The sequence below is a fragment of the Rhodovarius crocodyli genome (assembly GCF_004005855.1).
GTDB classification, from domain to species: domain Bacteria; phylum Pseudomonadota; class Alphaproteobacteria; order Acetobacterales; family Acetobacteraceae; genus Rhodovarius; species Rhodovarius crocodyli.
The window spans coordinates 75706-91415 of record NZ_SACL01000002.1 but is presented as its reverse complement, the minus strand read 5'-3'; the positions used below and the strand labels follow the sequence as shown (position 1 = coordinate 91415).

The 15710-nt window shown below is 70.1% G+C and carries 13 protein-coding genes; 10 read left to right on the top strand and 3 right to left on the bottom strand.

What is annotated here, in order from left to right; all coding sequences use genetic code 11:
- From murB to ligA, 10 genes are all read left to right on the top strand, one after another.
- Positions 1-885 (top strand): UDP-N-acetylmuramate dehydrogenase, encoded by an 885-nt coding sequence (murB, locus tag EOD42_RS06400; protein ID WP_127786684.1) that lies wholly within the window; start codon positions 1-3, stop codon positions 883-885.
- A gap of 76 nt (positions 886-961) precedes the next feature.
- Entirely contained in the window at positions 962-1879 is a 918-nt protein-coding gene (locus tag EOD42_RS06395; RefSeq protein WP_127786683.1) for a D-alanine--D-alanine ligase, read from the top strand.
- The gene (locus EOD42_RS06390; protein WP_127786682.1) at positions 1869-2771 is read left to right on the top strand and encodes a cell division protein FtsQ/DivIB; all 903 of its coding nucleotides are present in this window, start codon (positions 1869-1871) and stop codon (positions 2769-2771) included. The genes EOD42_RS06395 and EOD42_RS06390 overlap by 11 nt, the downstream gene beginning before the upstream one ends.
- Positions 2768-4069, top strand: coding sequence for a cell division protein FtsA (ftsA, locus tag EOD42_RS06385; RefSeq protein WP_127786681.1), 1302 nt, complete (start codon positions 2768-2770; stop codon positions 4067-4069). The genes EOD42_RS06390 and ftsA overlap by 4 nt, the downstream gene beginning before the upstream one ends.
- A gap of 136 nt (positions 4070-4205) precedes the next feature.
- A complete protein-coding gene (ftsZ, locus tag EOD42_RS06380; RefSeq protein WP_127786680.1) occupies positions 4206-5750 on the top strand; it encodes a cell division protein FtsZ in 1545 nt (514 codons plus the stop codon).
- Between the two features lie 96 nt (positions 5751-5846).
- A complete protein-coding gene (locus EOD42_RS06375) occupies positions 5847-6872 on the top strand; it encodes a glycosyltransferase (RefSeq protein ID WP_127786679.1) in 1026 nt (341 codons plus the stop codon).
- A 234-nt stretch (positions 6873-7106) separates the two neighbouring features.
- A complete protein-coding gene (lpxC, locus tag EOD42_RS06370; RefSeq protein WP_127786678.1) occupies positions 7107-8048 on the top strand; it encodes a UDP-3-O-acyl-N-acetylglucosamine deacetylase in 942 nt (313 codons plus the stop codon).
- Positions 8049-8948, top strand: coding sequence for an outer membrane protein assembly factor BamD (locus EOD42_RS06365; protein WP_456308001.1), 900 nt, complete (start codon positions 8049-8051; stop codon positions 8946-8948). It begins immediately after the preceding gene.
- A 6-nt stretch (positions 8949-8954) separates the two neighbouring features.
- Positions 8955-10631 carry a DNA repair protein RecN gene (gene recN / locus EOD42_RS06360; RefSeq protein WP_127786676.1) on the top strand — a complete coding sequence of 559 codons (1677 nt, stop codon included), beginning with the start codon at positions 8955-8957 and terminating at the stop codon, positions 10629-10631.
- The gene (ligA, locus tag EOD42_RS06355; RefSeq protein WP_127786675.1) at positions 10628-12724 is read left to right on the top strand and encodes an NAD-dependent DNA ligase LigA; all 2097 of its coding nucleotides are present in this window, start codon (positions 10628-10630) and stop codon (positions 12722-12724) included. The genes recN and ligA overlap by 4 nt, the downstream gene beginning before the upstream one ends.
- Before the next feature lie 20 nt (positions 12725-12744).
- On the opposite strand, the gene EOD42_RS06350 is transcribed toward ligA, so the two are convergent.
- From EOD42_RS06350 to EOD42_RS06340, 3 genes are read right to left on the bottom strand one after another with little or no spacing between them, the layout of a single operon-like run.
- Entirely contained in the window at positions 12745-13392 is a 648-nt protein-coding gene (locus EOD42_RS06350) for a DsbA family oxidoreductase (protein ID WP_127786674.1), read from the bottom strand.
- A gap of 21 nt (positions 13393-13413) precedes the next feature.
- Entirely contained in the window at positions 13414-14931 is a 1518-nt protein-coding gene (locus EOD42_RS06345) for an amidohydrolase family protein (RefSeq protein ID WP_127786673.1), read from the bottom strand.
- On the bottom strand, positions 14931-15680 hold the full coding sequence (locus tag EOD42_RS06340) for a DUF1028 domain-containing protein (protein ID WP_240655002.1): 750 nt from the start codon (positions 15678-15680) through the stop codon (positions 14931-14933). Before EOD42_RS06340 ends, EOD42_RS06345 begins: the two co-directional genes overlap by 1 nt.
- Positions 15681-15710 lie beyond the last annotated feature (30 nt).

The window sequence follows — 15710 nt, the reverse complement described above, 5'->3', positions numbered from 1 at the left end:
ATGATCGAACTGCCTGCCCTGCGCGGGCGCGTGCAGCGGGATGCGCCGCTGGCGCCCGTAACCTGGTTCCGCGTCGGCGGCCCGGCCGAGGTGCTGTTCCGCCCCGCCGATGCCGATGACCTGGTCGCGCTGCTGGCCGCCCTGCCGGACACCGTGCCCCTGACCGCGATCGGCGCGGCCAGCAACCTGATCGTGCGCGATGGCGGCGTGCCGGGCGTAGTCGTGCGGCTGGGCGGGGCCTTCGGCGTCATCGAGCGCGACGGCTGCGGCTTCATCGCGGGTGCCGCCGCGCTGGACGTGACGCTGGCCGAGACCGCCGCCGCCGCCGGCCTGTCGGGGCTGGAGTTCCTGTGCGGCATTCCGGGCAGCATCGGCGGCGCGGTCGCGATGAATGCCGGGGCCTACGGCGCCGAGGTCAAGGATGTGCTGGATTGGGCGGAGATCGCGACGCCCGAGGGGCTGCGCCGTTATTCCCTCTCCGAACTGAATTGCCGCTACCGCCACAGCGACATCCCCGCGCGCGGCGTGGTGGTGCGGGCGCGCTTTAATGCCCATCCGGGTGACCCGGCCGCCATTTCCGCCCGCATGGCGGAGATCCGCGCGAGCCGCGAGGCCAGCCAGCCGGTGCGCGCGCGGACCGGCGGCAGCACATTCCGCAACCCGCCCGGCGAAAAAGCCTGGGCGCTGATCGATGCCGCCGGCTGCCGGGGCCTGACCCGGGGCGGCGCGCAAGTCAGTGAAAAGCACTGCAATTTCCTGCTGAACACCGGCGGCGCCACCGCGGCGGACATCGAGGGACTCGGTGAGGAAGTGCGTGCTCGCGTGATCGAGCATTGCGGCACACCCCTGATTTGGGAGATTATCCGCCTGGGGGTGCCTGCCTGACGCGAGAGGGGTTTCGCGACGGGTCCTGGCAGACGATAGGGGGGCACCGGGGCGGTATCGTCACGGTGCATAGGATATGAAGCAGGTAGCAGTCCTTTACGGCGGCATTTCCGCGGAGCGCGACGTCAGTCTCGCGACCGGCGAGCAGGTGATCGCGGCGCTTGAGCAGGCGGGTTTCGCCGTGCGCCCCATCGACGTGACCGAAGATCTGGGCGCGCTCGTCTCCGCCCTCACGCATCCGCGCCCCGATGCCGTGTTCAACGCGCTGCATGGCCGCTTCGGTGAGGACGGCTGCGTGCAGGGCGTGCTGGACTGGCTCAAGCTGCCCTATACCCATTCCGGCGTCCGTGCCTCCGCCATCGCCATGGACAAGACCGCCGCCAAGGCCATCTTCAAGGCGCACGGCCTGCCCCTGGCCCGCCATATGGAAATCACCCCCGAGGAGCTGGAGGCGGCCGACCCCCTGCCTCGCCCCTATGTCGTGAAGCCCATCCAGGAGGGCTCCAGTGTCGGCGTCTCCATCATCCGCACCGGGGACAACCGGCGCGGCGACGTGGCGCGCAGCTGGAAGCACGGCCGCATGATGGTCGAGGAGTTCATCCCCGGCCGCGAGCTGACGGTCGCCGTCATGGGCGATCGCGCCCTGAACGTGACCGAGATCAGCACCCACCTCGCCTTCTATGATTATGAGGCGAAATACGCGAGCGGCGGCAGCGAGCACGTCCTGCCCGCCCAGGTGCATCCGGACATCCTGGCCCAGGCCAAGGAAGTGGCGCTGGCCGCCCACAAGGCGCTGGGCTGCCGCGGCGCGTCCCGCAGCGACTTCCGCTATGACGACACGGCCGGTGAGCCGGGGCGCCTGGTGCTGCTGGAGGTGAACACCCAGCCCGGCATGACCCCCACCTCGCTGCTGCCGGAACAGGCCGCCCATGCGGGCATCTCCTTCCCCGAACTCTGCCGCTGGATGGTGGAGGAGGCGATGAATGCCGCGTGAGAAGCCGGCAACGCCGCGCGCGCCCCGCAACGTCCCCGCGCAGCGCGCCACCCAGGCAGCCGCCCCGCAGCGGCCCAACCCCTGGCGCATGTGGTGGCGCCGGCAGCGCCAGATGGCGCGGCCCGTGCTGGTCTTCGCCATGGGTGTCGGCGGCATCGGCATGCTGGCGATGGGCATCATGGCGGCCGACCCCGCCGCGCGGCTGAACCAGCTGGCTTCCGCCTTCAGCTTCGGCGGCACCGGCTTCACCGTGCAGGACATCAAGGTCGAGGGCCGCGAATACACCCCGCGTGAGGTGTTCGAGCAGGCGCTGGCCGTGACCGAGGGCGACAGCACCCTCTCCTTCAACCCGGCCGCCGCCCGCGCCCGGCTCGAAGCCTCGCCCTGGATCATCTCGGCGCATGTGGAGCGCCACCTGCCCGGCACCATCCTGGTGCGCATCACCGAACGCCGTGCCTTCGCCATCTGGCAGAAGGACGGCCGCTTCCAGGTGATCGACCGCGAGGGGCACCTGCTGCAGGCCGACAATATCGGCGCCTTCGGCCCGCTGCCGCTGGTGGTGGGCAACGGCGCGGATACCGCCGCCGCCGGGCTGATCGACCTGCTGCGCGGCGTGCCCGACCTCGCGGCCCGGGTGGAGGCCGCGATCCGCGTCTCCGGCAGGCGCTGGAACCTGCGGCTCGCCTCGGGCGCCGATGTGCTGCTGCCCGAGGGCCAGGAGGCCGCGGCCATCGCGCGCCTGGCGGAGTTGCATGCGCGCGACAAGCTGCTGGACCGCCCCCTCGCCTCGCTCGACATGCGCCTGCCGGACCGGCTGGTGCTGCGCCCGCAGCCGGTCTCTGCCCCCGTGAACCCCAGCCCTGCCACCCCTGCCCGGAGCACGCGCGGATGAACCAGGTCGTTCGCTACACCCCGCCAGAGGCGGAGGCACCCGCCCGCACCCGCAAGCGCGCCCAGGCGCGCGGCGGCAATTTCGGCGTGCTGGACATCGGCTCCTCCAAGATCGTCTGCATCGTGGCCCGCATCGAGAGCGACGGCACGCCGCGCGCGCTGGGCTTCGGCTGGCGGGGGGCGGCCGGCATCAAGAACGGTTCCGTCATCGACCCGGCCGCCGCCGAGACCGCGATCCGCGCGGCCGTCGCCCAGGCCGAGGAAATGGCCGACGTGCAGCTGCGCGGGGTCATCGTGAACCTGTCCTGCGGGCAGCCGGAATCGCGCAGCCTGAACGTGCAGTGGCCGGTCGGCGGCCGCGCCGTGACCGACATCGACATCTCGACCATGCTGCATGAGGGCCGCCGCCGCGCGGAGGCCGAGGGCCGTGCCTCCGTCCATGCCATGCCGCTGGGCTTCACGGTGGATGAGACCCCGGGCGTGCCCGACCCGCGCGGCATGGTCTGCGACAATCTCTCGGCCCGGCTGCATATGGTGGACGCGGCGGAGAACGCGCTGTCCAACCTGCGCCTGTGCCTGGCCCGCTGCGACCTGGATGTGGAGGAAGTGGTCAGCGCCCCCTTCGCCTCTGGCCTTGCGTGCCTGGACGATGACGAGATGGAGCTGGGCACGGTGATGGTGGAGATGGGGGCCGGCACGACCTCCATCGCCGTCTTCAACGAGGGCGCGCTGTGGTACACGGCCCAGCTGCCGATCGGCGGCTGGCACGTGACCAACGACCTGGCGCGCGGCCTCTCGACCCCCATCGCCCATGCCGAGCGCATCAAGACCATGCACGGCAGCGCGCTGGAGGGCGACGACAAGGGCGAGATGCTGCCGGTGCCCCAGGTGGGCGATGCCGGAGACCATCTGGCCCGCGTGCCGCGCCGGATGATCGTGAACATCATCCGCCCGCGGCTGGAGGAGACCTTCGAACTGTTGCGCGACCGGCTGGATGCGGCCGGCATGCCGCGCGACACGACGCGCCGCATCGTGCTCTCGGGCGGGGCCAGCCAGCTGATCGGCTCCACGGAGCTCGCCTCACGCGTACTTGACCGCCCCGCGACGCAGATCCGCCTGGCCCGCCCCCATCGGGTGCGCGGCCTGCCGGAAACCGCGCTCAGCCCCGGTTTCGCGACCACCATCGGCCTGCTGCACTGGGCGGGCGGCCATGGCCGGCCCGTGATGGACATCGGTGCGGGCGTTCCGCATGGCGGAACTCTGCGCCGACTCGGTGACTGGCTGAAGCGGTGGTGGTAGGACGACAAGACAAGGGGGGTAACGTGAACGAGTTGCGAAGCTTTCCTGTGGATAAGGTGGAAGACGGGAATTTTCCCGCCAACACCGCAGACACGAATCGTCAAATTTCTTTAGGTTCGCCGAACGGAGAGAGCCAATGACCCTCAACCTGACACTGCCCGTTGCGAACCACACGGATTTCAGCCCACGCATCGCCGTGATCGGCGTGGGTGGCGGCGGCACCAATGCGGTCAACAACATGATCGCCATGGGCCTCGAGGGCGTTGAGTTCATCGTCGCCAATACCGATGCGCAGTCCCTGCTGCACAGCCGCGCGGACCGCCGCGTGCAGCTCGGCCCCCACCTGACCCAGGGCCTGGGCGCCGGTGCGAAGCCCGAGATCGGCCGCGCCGCGGCCGAGGAAGCCACCGATGAGCTCGCGAAGCACATCGAGGGCTGCCACATGGTGTTCGTCACCGCCGGCATGGGCGGCGGCACCGGCACGGGCGCTGCCCCCGTCATCGCGCGCATGGCGCGTGAGCGGAACATGCTGACCGTCGGCGTCGTGACCAAGCCCTTCGACTTCGAAGGTGCCAAGCGCAAGCGCGCGGCCGATGTCGGCATCGAGGAACTGCAGCAGTTCGTGGACACGCTGATCGTGATCCCGAACCAGAACCTGTTCCGCCTCGCGAATGAGCGCACGACCTTCGCCGAAGCGTTCAAGATGGCCGACAACGTCCTGTACATGGGCGTCAAGGGCGTGACCGACCTGATGGTCAACCCCGGCATGGTGAACCTGGACTTCGCCGATATCCGCACCGTGATGGCGGAAATGGGCAAGGCCATGATGGGCACCGGCGAGGCCGAGGGCGACGACCGCGCGGTGAAGGCGGCCGAGGCCGCGATCAGCAACCCGCTGCTCGAGGACACCTCGATGCGCGGCGCCAAGGGCGTGCTGATCAGCCTGACCGGCGGCTACGACCTGACCCTGTTCGAGGTGGACGAGGCCGTGAACCGCATCCGCAAGGAAGTGGACGACGAGGCCAACATCATCTTCGGCTCCTCCCTGGACGAGAACCTGAACGGCCGCGTGCGCGTCTCGGTGGTCGCCACCGGCATCGACGCCGTGCCGATGCAGGCGGCCCAGCCGGCCGAGGCAGCCCCCACCACGACCCCGGGCCCGCGCCTGGCGGTGGTGCAGCCGGGCGTTGCCCGCACCGTGCAGCAGGCCGCGGCCCTGCGCCGCCCCAATGTGCTGGCCACGCCCCCGGGCGCCCTGCGCACGGCGGCCACCACCAGCCAGATGGCGCAGCCGGCCCCCAGCCAGGGTTCGCTGGCCATCCAGGCCAGCGCCGCCCAGGCCCAGCCTGCCTATGCGCCGCAGCCTGAAATGGCGCCCGAGCCCATGCCGCAGCCCGTGCCCGTGATGCCGCCGGCCGCGATGCGTGAGGCCCCGGCCATGCGCCCCGCCGCCATGCCCGCGGCGCCGGTGCCCGAGCCCCAGCAGGCCGCCGGCTTCCGCCGGATCTTCCACAACGTGACCGGCCTGATGAAGCGCCAGGTGCCCGTGCAGCCGGAACACCCCGCCCAGCCGCAGCGCGCGGAGCCGCAGGCAATGCCGTCCCTGCGCGCCGAGGCCCCGCGTGCCCCGCAGGACGACACCGAGATCCCGGCCTTCCTGCGCCGCCAGAACAACTACTGAGCGCCGGCCGGTAGTTCCCCGATCAAGGCGCCCTCCGGGGCGCCTTTTTCGTATCTGCCCTTTTTTCGCCTTGCGCGCCCCGCATAGGGAAAGTCGATGCGCATCCTTTACGTCTCACGGCACGAAATTCACGAATATGACGAGGTCCGGCTACTGACGGAGCTCGGCCATCAGGTGTTTTCACTGGGCCATTACCATGCGGCGGGCCCCTATCCGGGCGGGCTGCGACCCCAGCTCGACCTGGGGCCGGAGCATGAGGAACTGCAGCGCCGCTTCGTCGAGACCGGCAGCTATTTCTCGTTTCACGGCAAGCCCGAGGATTCCTACCTGGCGCCGGAATTCGTGGCGCTGTTCGACCTGACGATCGTGATGTTCGACTGGCCCTTCATCAACGTGCATCACAAATCCCTGTTCCAGAACCCGGTGGTGCTGCGCACCAACGGCCAGGGGCTGGATGAATGGGAGGGCGTGTTCCAGGTGTTGCGCCAGCAGGGCGTGAAGCTGCTGCGCTATGCCGAGACGGAGGCCAACCAGCCCGACTACGCCGGGGCGGATGCCGTGATCCGCTTCTACAAGACGCCCTCCGACTTCCTGCCGCGCACCGGCAAGGACCCGAGCGTGCTGAGCTTCGCCTCGGATTTCGAGCTGCGTTACCCGGGCGAATACGCGCTGTGGAAACAGTCGGTCGAAGGGCTGCCCACCAAGCTCGGCGGGCGCGGCAATGAGTTCGAGCCCTCGGCCATCGGCCCCGTCACTTATGAGGAACAACTGGGGCTGCTGGCGGATTGCCGGGCCTATTTCTACTGTTCCGGCCTGAAGCTGCCCTACACGCTGAACTTCATCGAGGCCTGGATCGCCGGCATCCCGGTGGTCACGATGAGCGACCTGATCATCCCCCGCCCGATCCGCTGTTCGGAGATCGCGGAGGTGGTGACGCCCGGGGTGGATGCCATCGTGGTGAACAACCCTGCCGAGGCGAATGACGCGCTGTTCCGGCTGGTCTCAGACCCCGCTCTCGGCCAGCGGATCGGCGAGGCCGGGCGCCGGCGCGCGATCGAGGTATTCGGCCGGGACATCATCGCGGCGCAATGGTCGGAATTCCTGTCCCGTTTCGGGAAGTGACGCGCCCCATGCCGCATCGCACAAATGTGGCTGAAACAAGGCGTCCCGGAATGTAAATTTCTCCTTAAGATTCAATATCTTAAGGCGAAATATGAAGTAACAAGGCTTGACTGGCCCGAGCGCCACACGCCTGTCATCAACAGCATCGGGAAGGGCACGGATGCGTTGGGGATACTGACGCGTTCGGTTTGTCATCAAGGGGTGCGGGCTTCGGCCCGCCTGGACAGAGGTTTGATGGACGGATTCGTGACATCCGGTGCTGCTCGCCGACGGACATTGCGCCAGGCGATCGGCTTCGCGGGCATCGGCCTGCACTCCGGCCGCCGTGTGCGGGGCCGGATCGTGCCTGCCATGTCCGGCGCCGGAATCGCCTTTCTGCGCACCGATCTGGGCATCCTGATCCCCGCCCGGCACGACCATGTCGTGGATACGCGGCTGTGCACGGTCATCGGGCTGGATGGCGCCACCGTCTCCACTGTCGAACATGTGATGGCCGCGCTGGCCGGCCATGGCGTCGATGACGCCATCGTCGAGGTCGACGGTCCCGAGATGCCGATCCTGGATGGCTCCGCCGAGCCCTTCCAGTTCCTGCTGGACTGCGCGGGCATCGCTTCCCGCCCCGGCCTGGCCCGCAGCATTGAGGTGCTGCGCACCGTGCGCGTGGAACAGGGCGATGGCCCGAATGCCGCCTGGGCAGAGCTCCAGCCCGTGGACGGCCCCTGGTTCGAGGCCCAGCTCTCCATCGATTTCTCCGCCGGCGCCATCGGCCGGCAGGAATTCGGCCTGCGCGTCACGCCGCAGTCCTTCCGTGAGGAACTGGCCGATTCCCGCACCTTCACGCTCGCCGAGGAAATCTCGCGCCTGCGCAGCATGGGCCTGGCCCTTGGCGGCACGCTGGACAACGCCGTGGTGGTGGATGGCCCGCTGGTGCTGAACCCGGGCGGGCTGCGCAATTCCAGCGAATTCGTGCGTCACAAGCTGCTGGACGTGGTGGGTGACCTGGCCCTGGCCGGCGCGCCGATCGCCGGCCGTTTCGTGGGCAACCGCACCGGCCACGCGCTGAACAACAAGCTGCTGCACGCCCTGTTCGCCGATCGGGGCGCCTGGCGCTTCTGCCCGGGCCATGCCGTGGCCGACGGCGTTTCCGCCCGCCTGCCGGCCGTGGCCGCGGCCTGAATGTTTCAGGCGGGTTCGGGGCCCTCGCGCAACGCGCGGCCCCTTGGTATAGACGGCGCCATGTCGCGCATCCTCCCGGTTCTGGCCCTGGCCATCCTGCTTCCCGGTTGCGGTCTCACCTCGTGGGACGGCAACTCGAGGTCTCTCTTCGGTAGCGGCCGCAATAACGCCGCCCTGATGGATCGCTCGCCAGAAGGCATCTACGCCGCCGGCATCGACGCCCTGCAGGCCCAGCGCTACCGCGAGGCCGTGGAGCTGTTCGACCAGCTCGAACGCGACCACCCTTTCTCGACCTGGGCCACCAACGCCAAGATCATGGGCGCCTATGGCGAGTACATGCGCAATCGCTACACGGAAGCGATCGGCGCGCTGGACCGCTTCATCCAGCTGCACCCCGCGCATCGTGACATCGCCTATGCCTATTACCTGCGCGCGCTCTGCCTCTATGAGCAGATCAACGACTCGCAGCGCGACCAGCGCACCACCGAGCAGGCGATCGCCGCCCTGCAGGATGTGGCGAACCGCTTCCCCGACACCGCCTATGCGCGCGATGCCCGGCTGAAGATCGACCTCGGCCGCGACCACCAGGCCGGCCATGAGATGAACATCGGCCGCTACTACCAGCGCCAGCGCCTGTATAATGCCGCCATCGGCCGCTATCGCCGCGTGATCGAGAACTATCAGACCACGAACCACGTCCCCGAGGCCCTGCACCGCCTGACCGAGATCTATCTGGCGCTCGGCCTGACGGAAGAAGCCCGCCGGACCGCCAGCGTGCTGGGCCACAACTTCCCGGGCAATGCCTGGTACCAAGACAGCTACGGCCTGCTGGTCGAGGGCGCGCCGCGTGGACCGGATTCGCCGGGCTTCTTCGCCCGTAATCTCGGCAGCATCTTCTAACCCCGCATGCTGGCGTCGCTGGCCATCCGCGACGTGGTGCTGATCGAGAAGCTGGACCTTACCTTCGGTCCCGGCCTCTCGGTCCTGACGGGCGAGACCGGCGCGGGCAAATCCATCCTGCTGGACAGTCTGGGGCTCGCGCTCGGCGCGCGGGCCGAGGCGGGCTATGTGCGCGCCGGCCAGAAGCAGGCGGCCGTCATCGCGGCTTTCGCACCCCCCGCCGGTCACCCGGCCTTCGCCGAGCTGACCGAGCAGGGGCTGGAAGCCGAGGACGAGGTGGTGCTGCGCCGCGTCGTCACCGCCGAGGGCAAGTCCCGCGCCTTCATCAATGACCAGCCGGTGGGCGTGGCGCTGCTGCGGCGCATCGGCGCCCTGCTGGTCGAGGTGCAGGGCCAGAACGACCAGGTGGGCCTGGCGGACCCCGCGAGCCACGCCGGGCTGCTGGACGCCTTCGGCGGCCTCGGCAACCGCCGACTTGAGGTCGGCAAGGCATGGCGTGCGTGGCGCGGCGCCGAATCCGCCCTGGAGGAAGCCCGCGAGGCCACCGCCGCCGCCCTGCGCGACGAGGAATGGCTGCGCCACGCCGTGACCGAGCTGACCGAGCTTTCCCCCGAGGAAGGCGAGGAAGACGCGCTCGGCCAGGAACGCCAGCACCTGCAACAGGGTGAACGCCGGGCCGAGGCCATCGCCTCCGCGCTGTCCGAGCTGCAGCCGCGCGACCGCCGCAACCAGGGGCCGGGCAACGCGCTGCGCGCGGCCTCTCGCGCGTTGGAACGCACGCCAGGGCTGACCGATGCCGCCACCCCGATCCTGGCCGCGCTGGGCCAGGCCCAGGATGCGCTCTCCGAGGCCGAATCGCTGCTGGAAAGGCTGGCGGGCGCCGAGGGCCCCGATCCGCGCCGGCTTGAGCAGTTGGAGGACCGCCTGTTCGGCCTGCGCGCCGCCGCCCGCAAGCATGGCGTGACGGTGGCCGAGCTGCCCGGCCTGCTGGCCGCCCTGCGCGACCGCCTGGCGGCGCTGGATGCCGGCACCGGCAAGGTCGCGGCGCTGGAACGCGCGCGCGATGCCGCGCGGGCCGACTATGTCACCGCGGCGACCGCCTTGTCCGAAGCACGCCGCACGGCCGCCCGCCGGCTGGAGAAGGCGCTGGCCGGCGAATTGCCGCCGCTGAAGCTCGACCGCGCGCGGGTGGTGGTGGAAGTCGCCTCGCGCGATGAGCCCGGCTGGGGCGCCGAGGGCATGGACCGCGTGGCCATGCTGGTTTCCACCAACCCCGGCCAGGCGCCCGGCGCGCTGGACAAGGTCGCCTCGGGCGGCGAGCTGTCGCGGCTGATGCTGGCGCTGAAGGTGGTGCTGGCCGCCGGCAGCCCGGTACCCACGCTGGTGTTCGACGAGGTGGATGCCGGCATCGGCGGTGCGACGGCCGCTGCCGTGGGTGAGCGCCTGGCCCGCGTGGCCGAGGGCCTACAGGTGCTGGTCGTGACCCATTCGCCCCAGGTGGCGGCACGCGGCGCGCAGCATCTGCGCGTGGCCAAGGCCGTGACCGGCGGGCGCGCCGAAACCCGCGTCGAGCCGCTCTCCAGCGCCGAGCGCCGCGAGGAGATCGCGCGCATGCTGGCCGGCGAGACCGTGACCGAGGCCGCCCGCGCCGCCGCCGCCAGCCTGCTGGAAGGCCGCGCATGAGCGACCCCGCCGCCGAGATCGCCGCGCTGATCGATCAGATCCGCCACCACGACCGGCTCTATTACGAGAACGACGCGCCGGAGATTTCCGACAGCGACTATGATGGGCTGATGCAGCGCCTGCGCGCGCTGGAAGCCGCGCACCCCGAGCTGCTGGCCCCCGACAGCCCCTCCCAGCAGGTGGCCGGCCGCGTGTCCGAGGGCTTTGCCAAATCCCGCCATGGCGTGCCCATGCTCAGCCTGGGCAATGCCTTCGGCGAGGAGGATTTCTCGGAGTTCCTGGCCCGCATCCGCCGCTTCCTGGCGCTGAAGGATGACGAGCCGATCGCCGTCGTGGCCGAGCCCAAGATCGACGGCCTATCCTGCAACCTGCTGTATGAGAACGGCCGGCTGGTGCGGGCGGCCACGCGCGGCGACGGGGCGGAAGGCGAGGACATCACCGCCAATATCCGCACCATCGCGGATATCCCGCAGACCCTGCGCGTCGAGAACCTGCTCTCCCCCGCCCCGGCCCGGATCGAGATCCGCGGCGAGGTGTTCATGACGCGGGCCGATTTCCTTGCCTTCCGTGAGCAGCAGATCGCGGCCGTGGCCGAGCGCGAGGGCCGCAAGGCACGCGGCGAGAAGCTGGGCCCGGCCATCGTGCCGCCGGTGAATGCGCGCAACGCGGCGGCCGGTTCGCTGCGGCAGCTCGATCCGTCGATCACCGCCTCCCGCCCGCTGAAGTTCTTCGCCTATGCGATGGGCGAGGCCTCCGAGCGCCCGGCCGAGACCCATTCCGGCTGGCTGGAGCAGCTGCGGGCCTGGGGCTTCGTGGTGAACCCGCTGTCGACGCTGCTGCCCGCGGACGAAGCGCCGGATTTCCAGCGCCGCATGGCCTCGGAACGTGCCGCGCTGGCCTATGAGATCGACGGCGTGGTCTACAAGCTGGACCGGCTGGACTGGCAGGGCCGCCTGGGCTTCGTGGGGCGCGAGCCGCGCTGGGCCATCGCCTGGAAGTTTCCCGCCGAGCGCGCGACCACGAAGCTGCTGCGGATCGACATCCAGGTCGGCCGCACCGGCGCGCTGACGCCACGCGCCGTGATGGAGCCCGTCTTCGTCGGCGGCGTGACCGTGACCCACGCCACCCTGCACAATGAGGACGAGATCGCCCGCAAGGACGTGCGGCCGGGTGACACGGTCATCCTGCAGCGCGCCGGCGACGTCATCCCGCAGATCGTGGGCGCCACCGACGCGGACCGCCCGGATCGCGGCCCGGCCTTCGTGTTTCCCGACCATTGCCCCGCCTGCGGCAGCCAGGCCGTGCGCGTGGGCGGCGACGTGGTCCGCCGCTGCACCGGCGGGCTGATCTGCCCCGCCCAGACGGTGGAACGCCTGAAGCACTTCGTCTCCCGCCGCGCACTCGACATCGACGGGCTGGGCGAGGAGCGCATGGAACTGCTGCACGAGAAGGGCTGGGTGCTGGGCCCCGCCGACCTGTTCCGCCTGCATGAGCACCGGGCGGAGCTGGAGAAGCTCGAAGGCTGGGGGGCGAAATCCGTCACCGCGCTGCTGAAGGGTATCGACGCGCGCCGCGACCCGCCACTGGAACGCTTCATCTTTGCCCTCGGCATCCGCCGCATCGGCGAGCAGAACGCCAAGCTGCTGGCCCGCCACTACGGCGAGGTGCGCCCCTGGATGGAGCGCATGCAGGCCGCCGCCATCATCGGCAGCGAGGCGCGCGAGGAGCTGGGCAGCATCCAGGGCATCGGCCCCTCCATCGCCGAGGAACTGGTCGACTTCTTCGCCGAGGAACGCAACCGCGCCGCCCTGGAAGACCTGCTGGGCCAGGTTTCCCCCCGCCCGGCAACGGTGGCCGAGGGCAGCGCGCTGGCCGGCAAGACCATCGTCTTCACCGGCACGCTGACCACCATGACCCGCGATGAAGCCCAGGCCCGCGCCGAGGCCATGGGCGCCAAGGTCTCGAAAAGCGTGTCGAAGAAGACCGATTTCGTGGTGGTCGGCGAAGACGCCGGCAGCAAGGCCGCCAAGGCCGCCGAGCTGGGCGTGACGGTGCTGAGCGAAGCGGAATGGCGCGCGATGGCGGAGGGGTAGGCTGGGGCTTCGCCCCTGGCTTACTCCGTCAGCGCCACATCCAGCAGTCGTTCCAGCACTTCAGGTTCCTGCGCGCCGGCGATGGCGTTGCCGCCGCCCAGCACGAAGCAGGGCACGCCGTTGATGCCCAGCCGGTGGGCGCGCAGGTTTTCGGCATGCACGGCCTCGGTATCGAGGCCCGAGGCCAGGAATTGCCGCGCGCCTTCGGCGTCCAACCCTTGGAGGGCCGCCAGCGAGGCCAGGGTCTCATGGAAGGCGATGTCCCGGCCTTCGCGGAAATGCGCGGCGAACAGCGCCATGACCAACCCATCGGCGGCGCCCTGGCGGGCGGCCCAGCGCAGCAGGCGATGGGCGTCGAGCGTCTGCGGCACGCGGCGGATCAGCTCGAAGTGGAAGTCGATGCCTTCCTGGCGGCCCATCTCCGCGATGGTGCCGTGCAGGCGGCGGGCGCGTTCCTCGCCGCCGAACTTCCGCACCAGGTAGTCCTGGCGGGGGATGCCGCCGGGCGCGATGTCCGGGTTCAGCAGGAAGGGGCGCCACAGCAGCTCGACCGTGACCTCGCGCCGGGCTTCCAGCATGCGCATCAGGCGCGAGACACCCAGGTAGCACCAGGGGCAGACGAGGTCGAAGACGACCTCGATCTGTACCGGCTGCGGGGGGCTGGCCATGATGTTCAAGGGAAGCGGGCCTCAGATCTGGGAGGCCGGAGCCTCGCACAGATAGCGGTTCAGGTGATAGGGGCGCGCGGCCATGGCGGGACAGAGGCTCGCGATCACGGGCTCCAACTTCTCGAACAGGCCATGGGCGGAGGCGTTGAGTTCTTCCAGCCGGTCGCGCGCGGCCTCGGCCAGGGGGGCTAGCTTCGCCACGTCCAGGGTGGTGTGCTTCCGGTCCCGGTAGACGAAGCGGCCGCCGATCATGGTGTGGCGTACAGCCGTCGCGTCCTCGGCATGGACGATCTGGTTGACGGTCCAGTGATGCGGCATCCAGTGCAGGGCCGTCAGGTCCAGGAAGACGATGTCCGCCTTCATGCCCGGGGCGATGGCGCCGATATCCTTGAAACCCATGGCGCGGGCGGAGCCCTGGGTGGCGGCGGCATAGACCTCCTCCACGCTCGCCCAGCGGGCGGGGTCGGGCACCTGCACCTTGCTGGTGAAGCTGGCCAGCCGCATGGCCTCGTACATGTTGCCGTTGTCGGAGCTGTTCACCCCATCGGTGCCGATGCCGACATTCACGCCGAGATCGAGCGCCCGGCGCAGCCGGAACATCCCGTTGCCGAGCTTCATGTTGGAGCCGGGGTTGTGCGCGATCGACGCCCCCCGCCCGGCCATCAGCTTCAGGTCCTCGTCGTCCATCCACACGCCATGGGCGGCGGTGAAGTTCTCATCCACCAGGCCATGGGCGTCCATCTCGGCCAGCAGGGTGCGGCCATAGGTGCGGATGCCGGTCAGGGCCTGCAGCTTGCTCTCGCCCACATGGCTGTGCATCGCCACGCCGTGTTCCCGCGCCAGGTCGCGGCAGCCGCACAGGAAGGCGGTGGAGCAATGATGCGGGATGGTGGGGGCGACCGCCGCCCGGATATCCCGCCCGGCCCAGCGCCAGTTCCGCAGCACGCCGGACATGGCGGCCAGCGTCTCCTCCGGCGGCTTCGCGCGCATGGCGGAAACCGCATCGCGCAGCCTGTCCGGCATGGCGTCCATCAGGCCCGGGATCGCCTCATACATGGTGCGGTCGGCCACCATGGGCGCGATGACGGCACGCATGCCTACCTCGTCATAGGCCTCGGCCACCGCGTCCAGCCCATCCTGGCTGGGCAGGGGGAATTCGAAATACAGGTCGTAGGCGGCGGTGCAGCCCTTGGCCACCATCTCCGCCGCGCAGAGCAGGGTGGAGAGCTTCTTGTCCTGCAATGAGCGCCCGCCGCTGATCCACGGGGCGGCCGCCAGCAGCAGTTCCAGCGTCCATTTGTCGCCCTGGCCGCGCGCCAGCCCGCCGTGGCCATGGGTGTGGGCATTGACCAGGCCGGGATGCAGCACCAGGCCGGAAGCGTCGACGATCTCGGTGCCCTCGGGCGCCGCCAGGCCCTGGCCCAGCTCGGCCACCACGCCGTCGCGCACCAGGATGTCGGCGGGCGCGGCGCGGCGCAGGCCGGTCTCGGCCAGCAGCCCGCCGCGGATCAGCAGCGTGCCCCGGTTCGCGGCGGCCATCAGCGCGGCCTGACGGGCAGGCCGGAGGCGCGGAACCGCCCCTCGATCACGTCCAGGTCCGTGATGCCGGGGAAGTTGGCGCGGCGCGGCTGTTCGGCCAGCCGAGGCTCCCGCATCGCGCGCCACACGCCCAGCACGCGGCGAAGCTCCACCAGCGGCTCCTGGTGGTCATCCACGCGCAGGTCGATGTCGTCGAAATCCTCGCTCGTCAGCAGGCGCAGGGCGGCGGATTGCCGGCCGCGCCGGTCGCCGCCCGCGGCCTCTCCGGCATCGAGGGCCGAGATCATCCGTTCCGGCAGCGGCAACTCGGAGCGCGTGACATAGGCCGCGACCGTATCGGCCACCACCGCCTCATTGGCCAGCATGTTGCCGGCCACCGACCAGCCCTGCCCCAGCTTGTGGCCGCAATATTCCACGCAGCGCAGCCCGGTCCAGGCGGCGGTGCGGCCATGGCTGTCGATGGCGTGGACCTGGCGGATCTCCCGCCCCTCATCCATCGCCAGCACGCCCTGGATGGCCAGCACGGGCGGCACGCCGCGCGCCATGGCATCCAGGATCATGGGGCCCAGCGCCCGGTTGGTCATGGATTGCGTGGCCACCGCCCCCACCCCGTGGCGCAGATGCGGCACCGCCGCCCCGACAGCCAGGTTGCAGGTAGTCACGGCGACGGCGAAGGCCCCAGTGGCGGGGTCATGGGCAAGGATCGACCAGGTCATCGCGCCGGAGTGGACATGTTTGCGACGTTGCATGCAATCACGCAAAACGGCATGACATAAGAA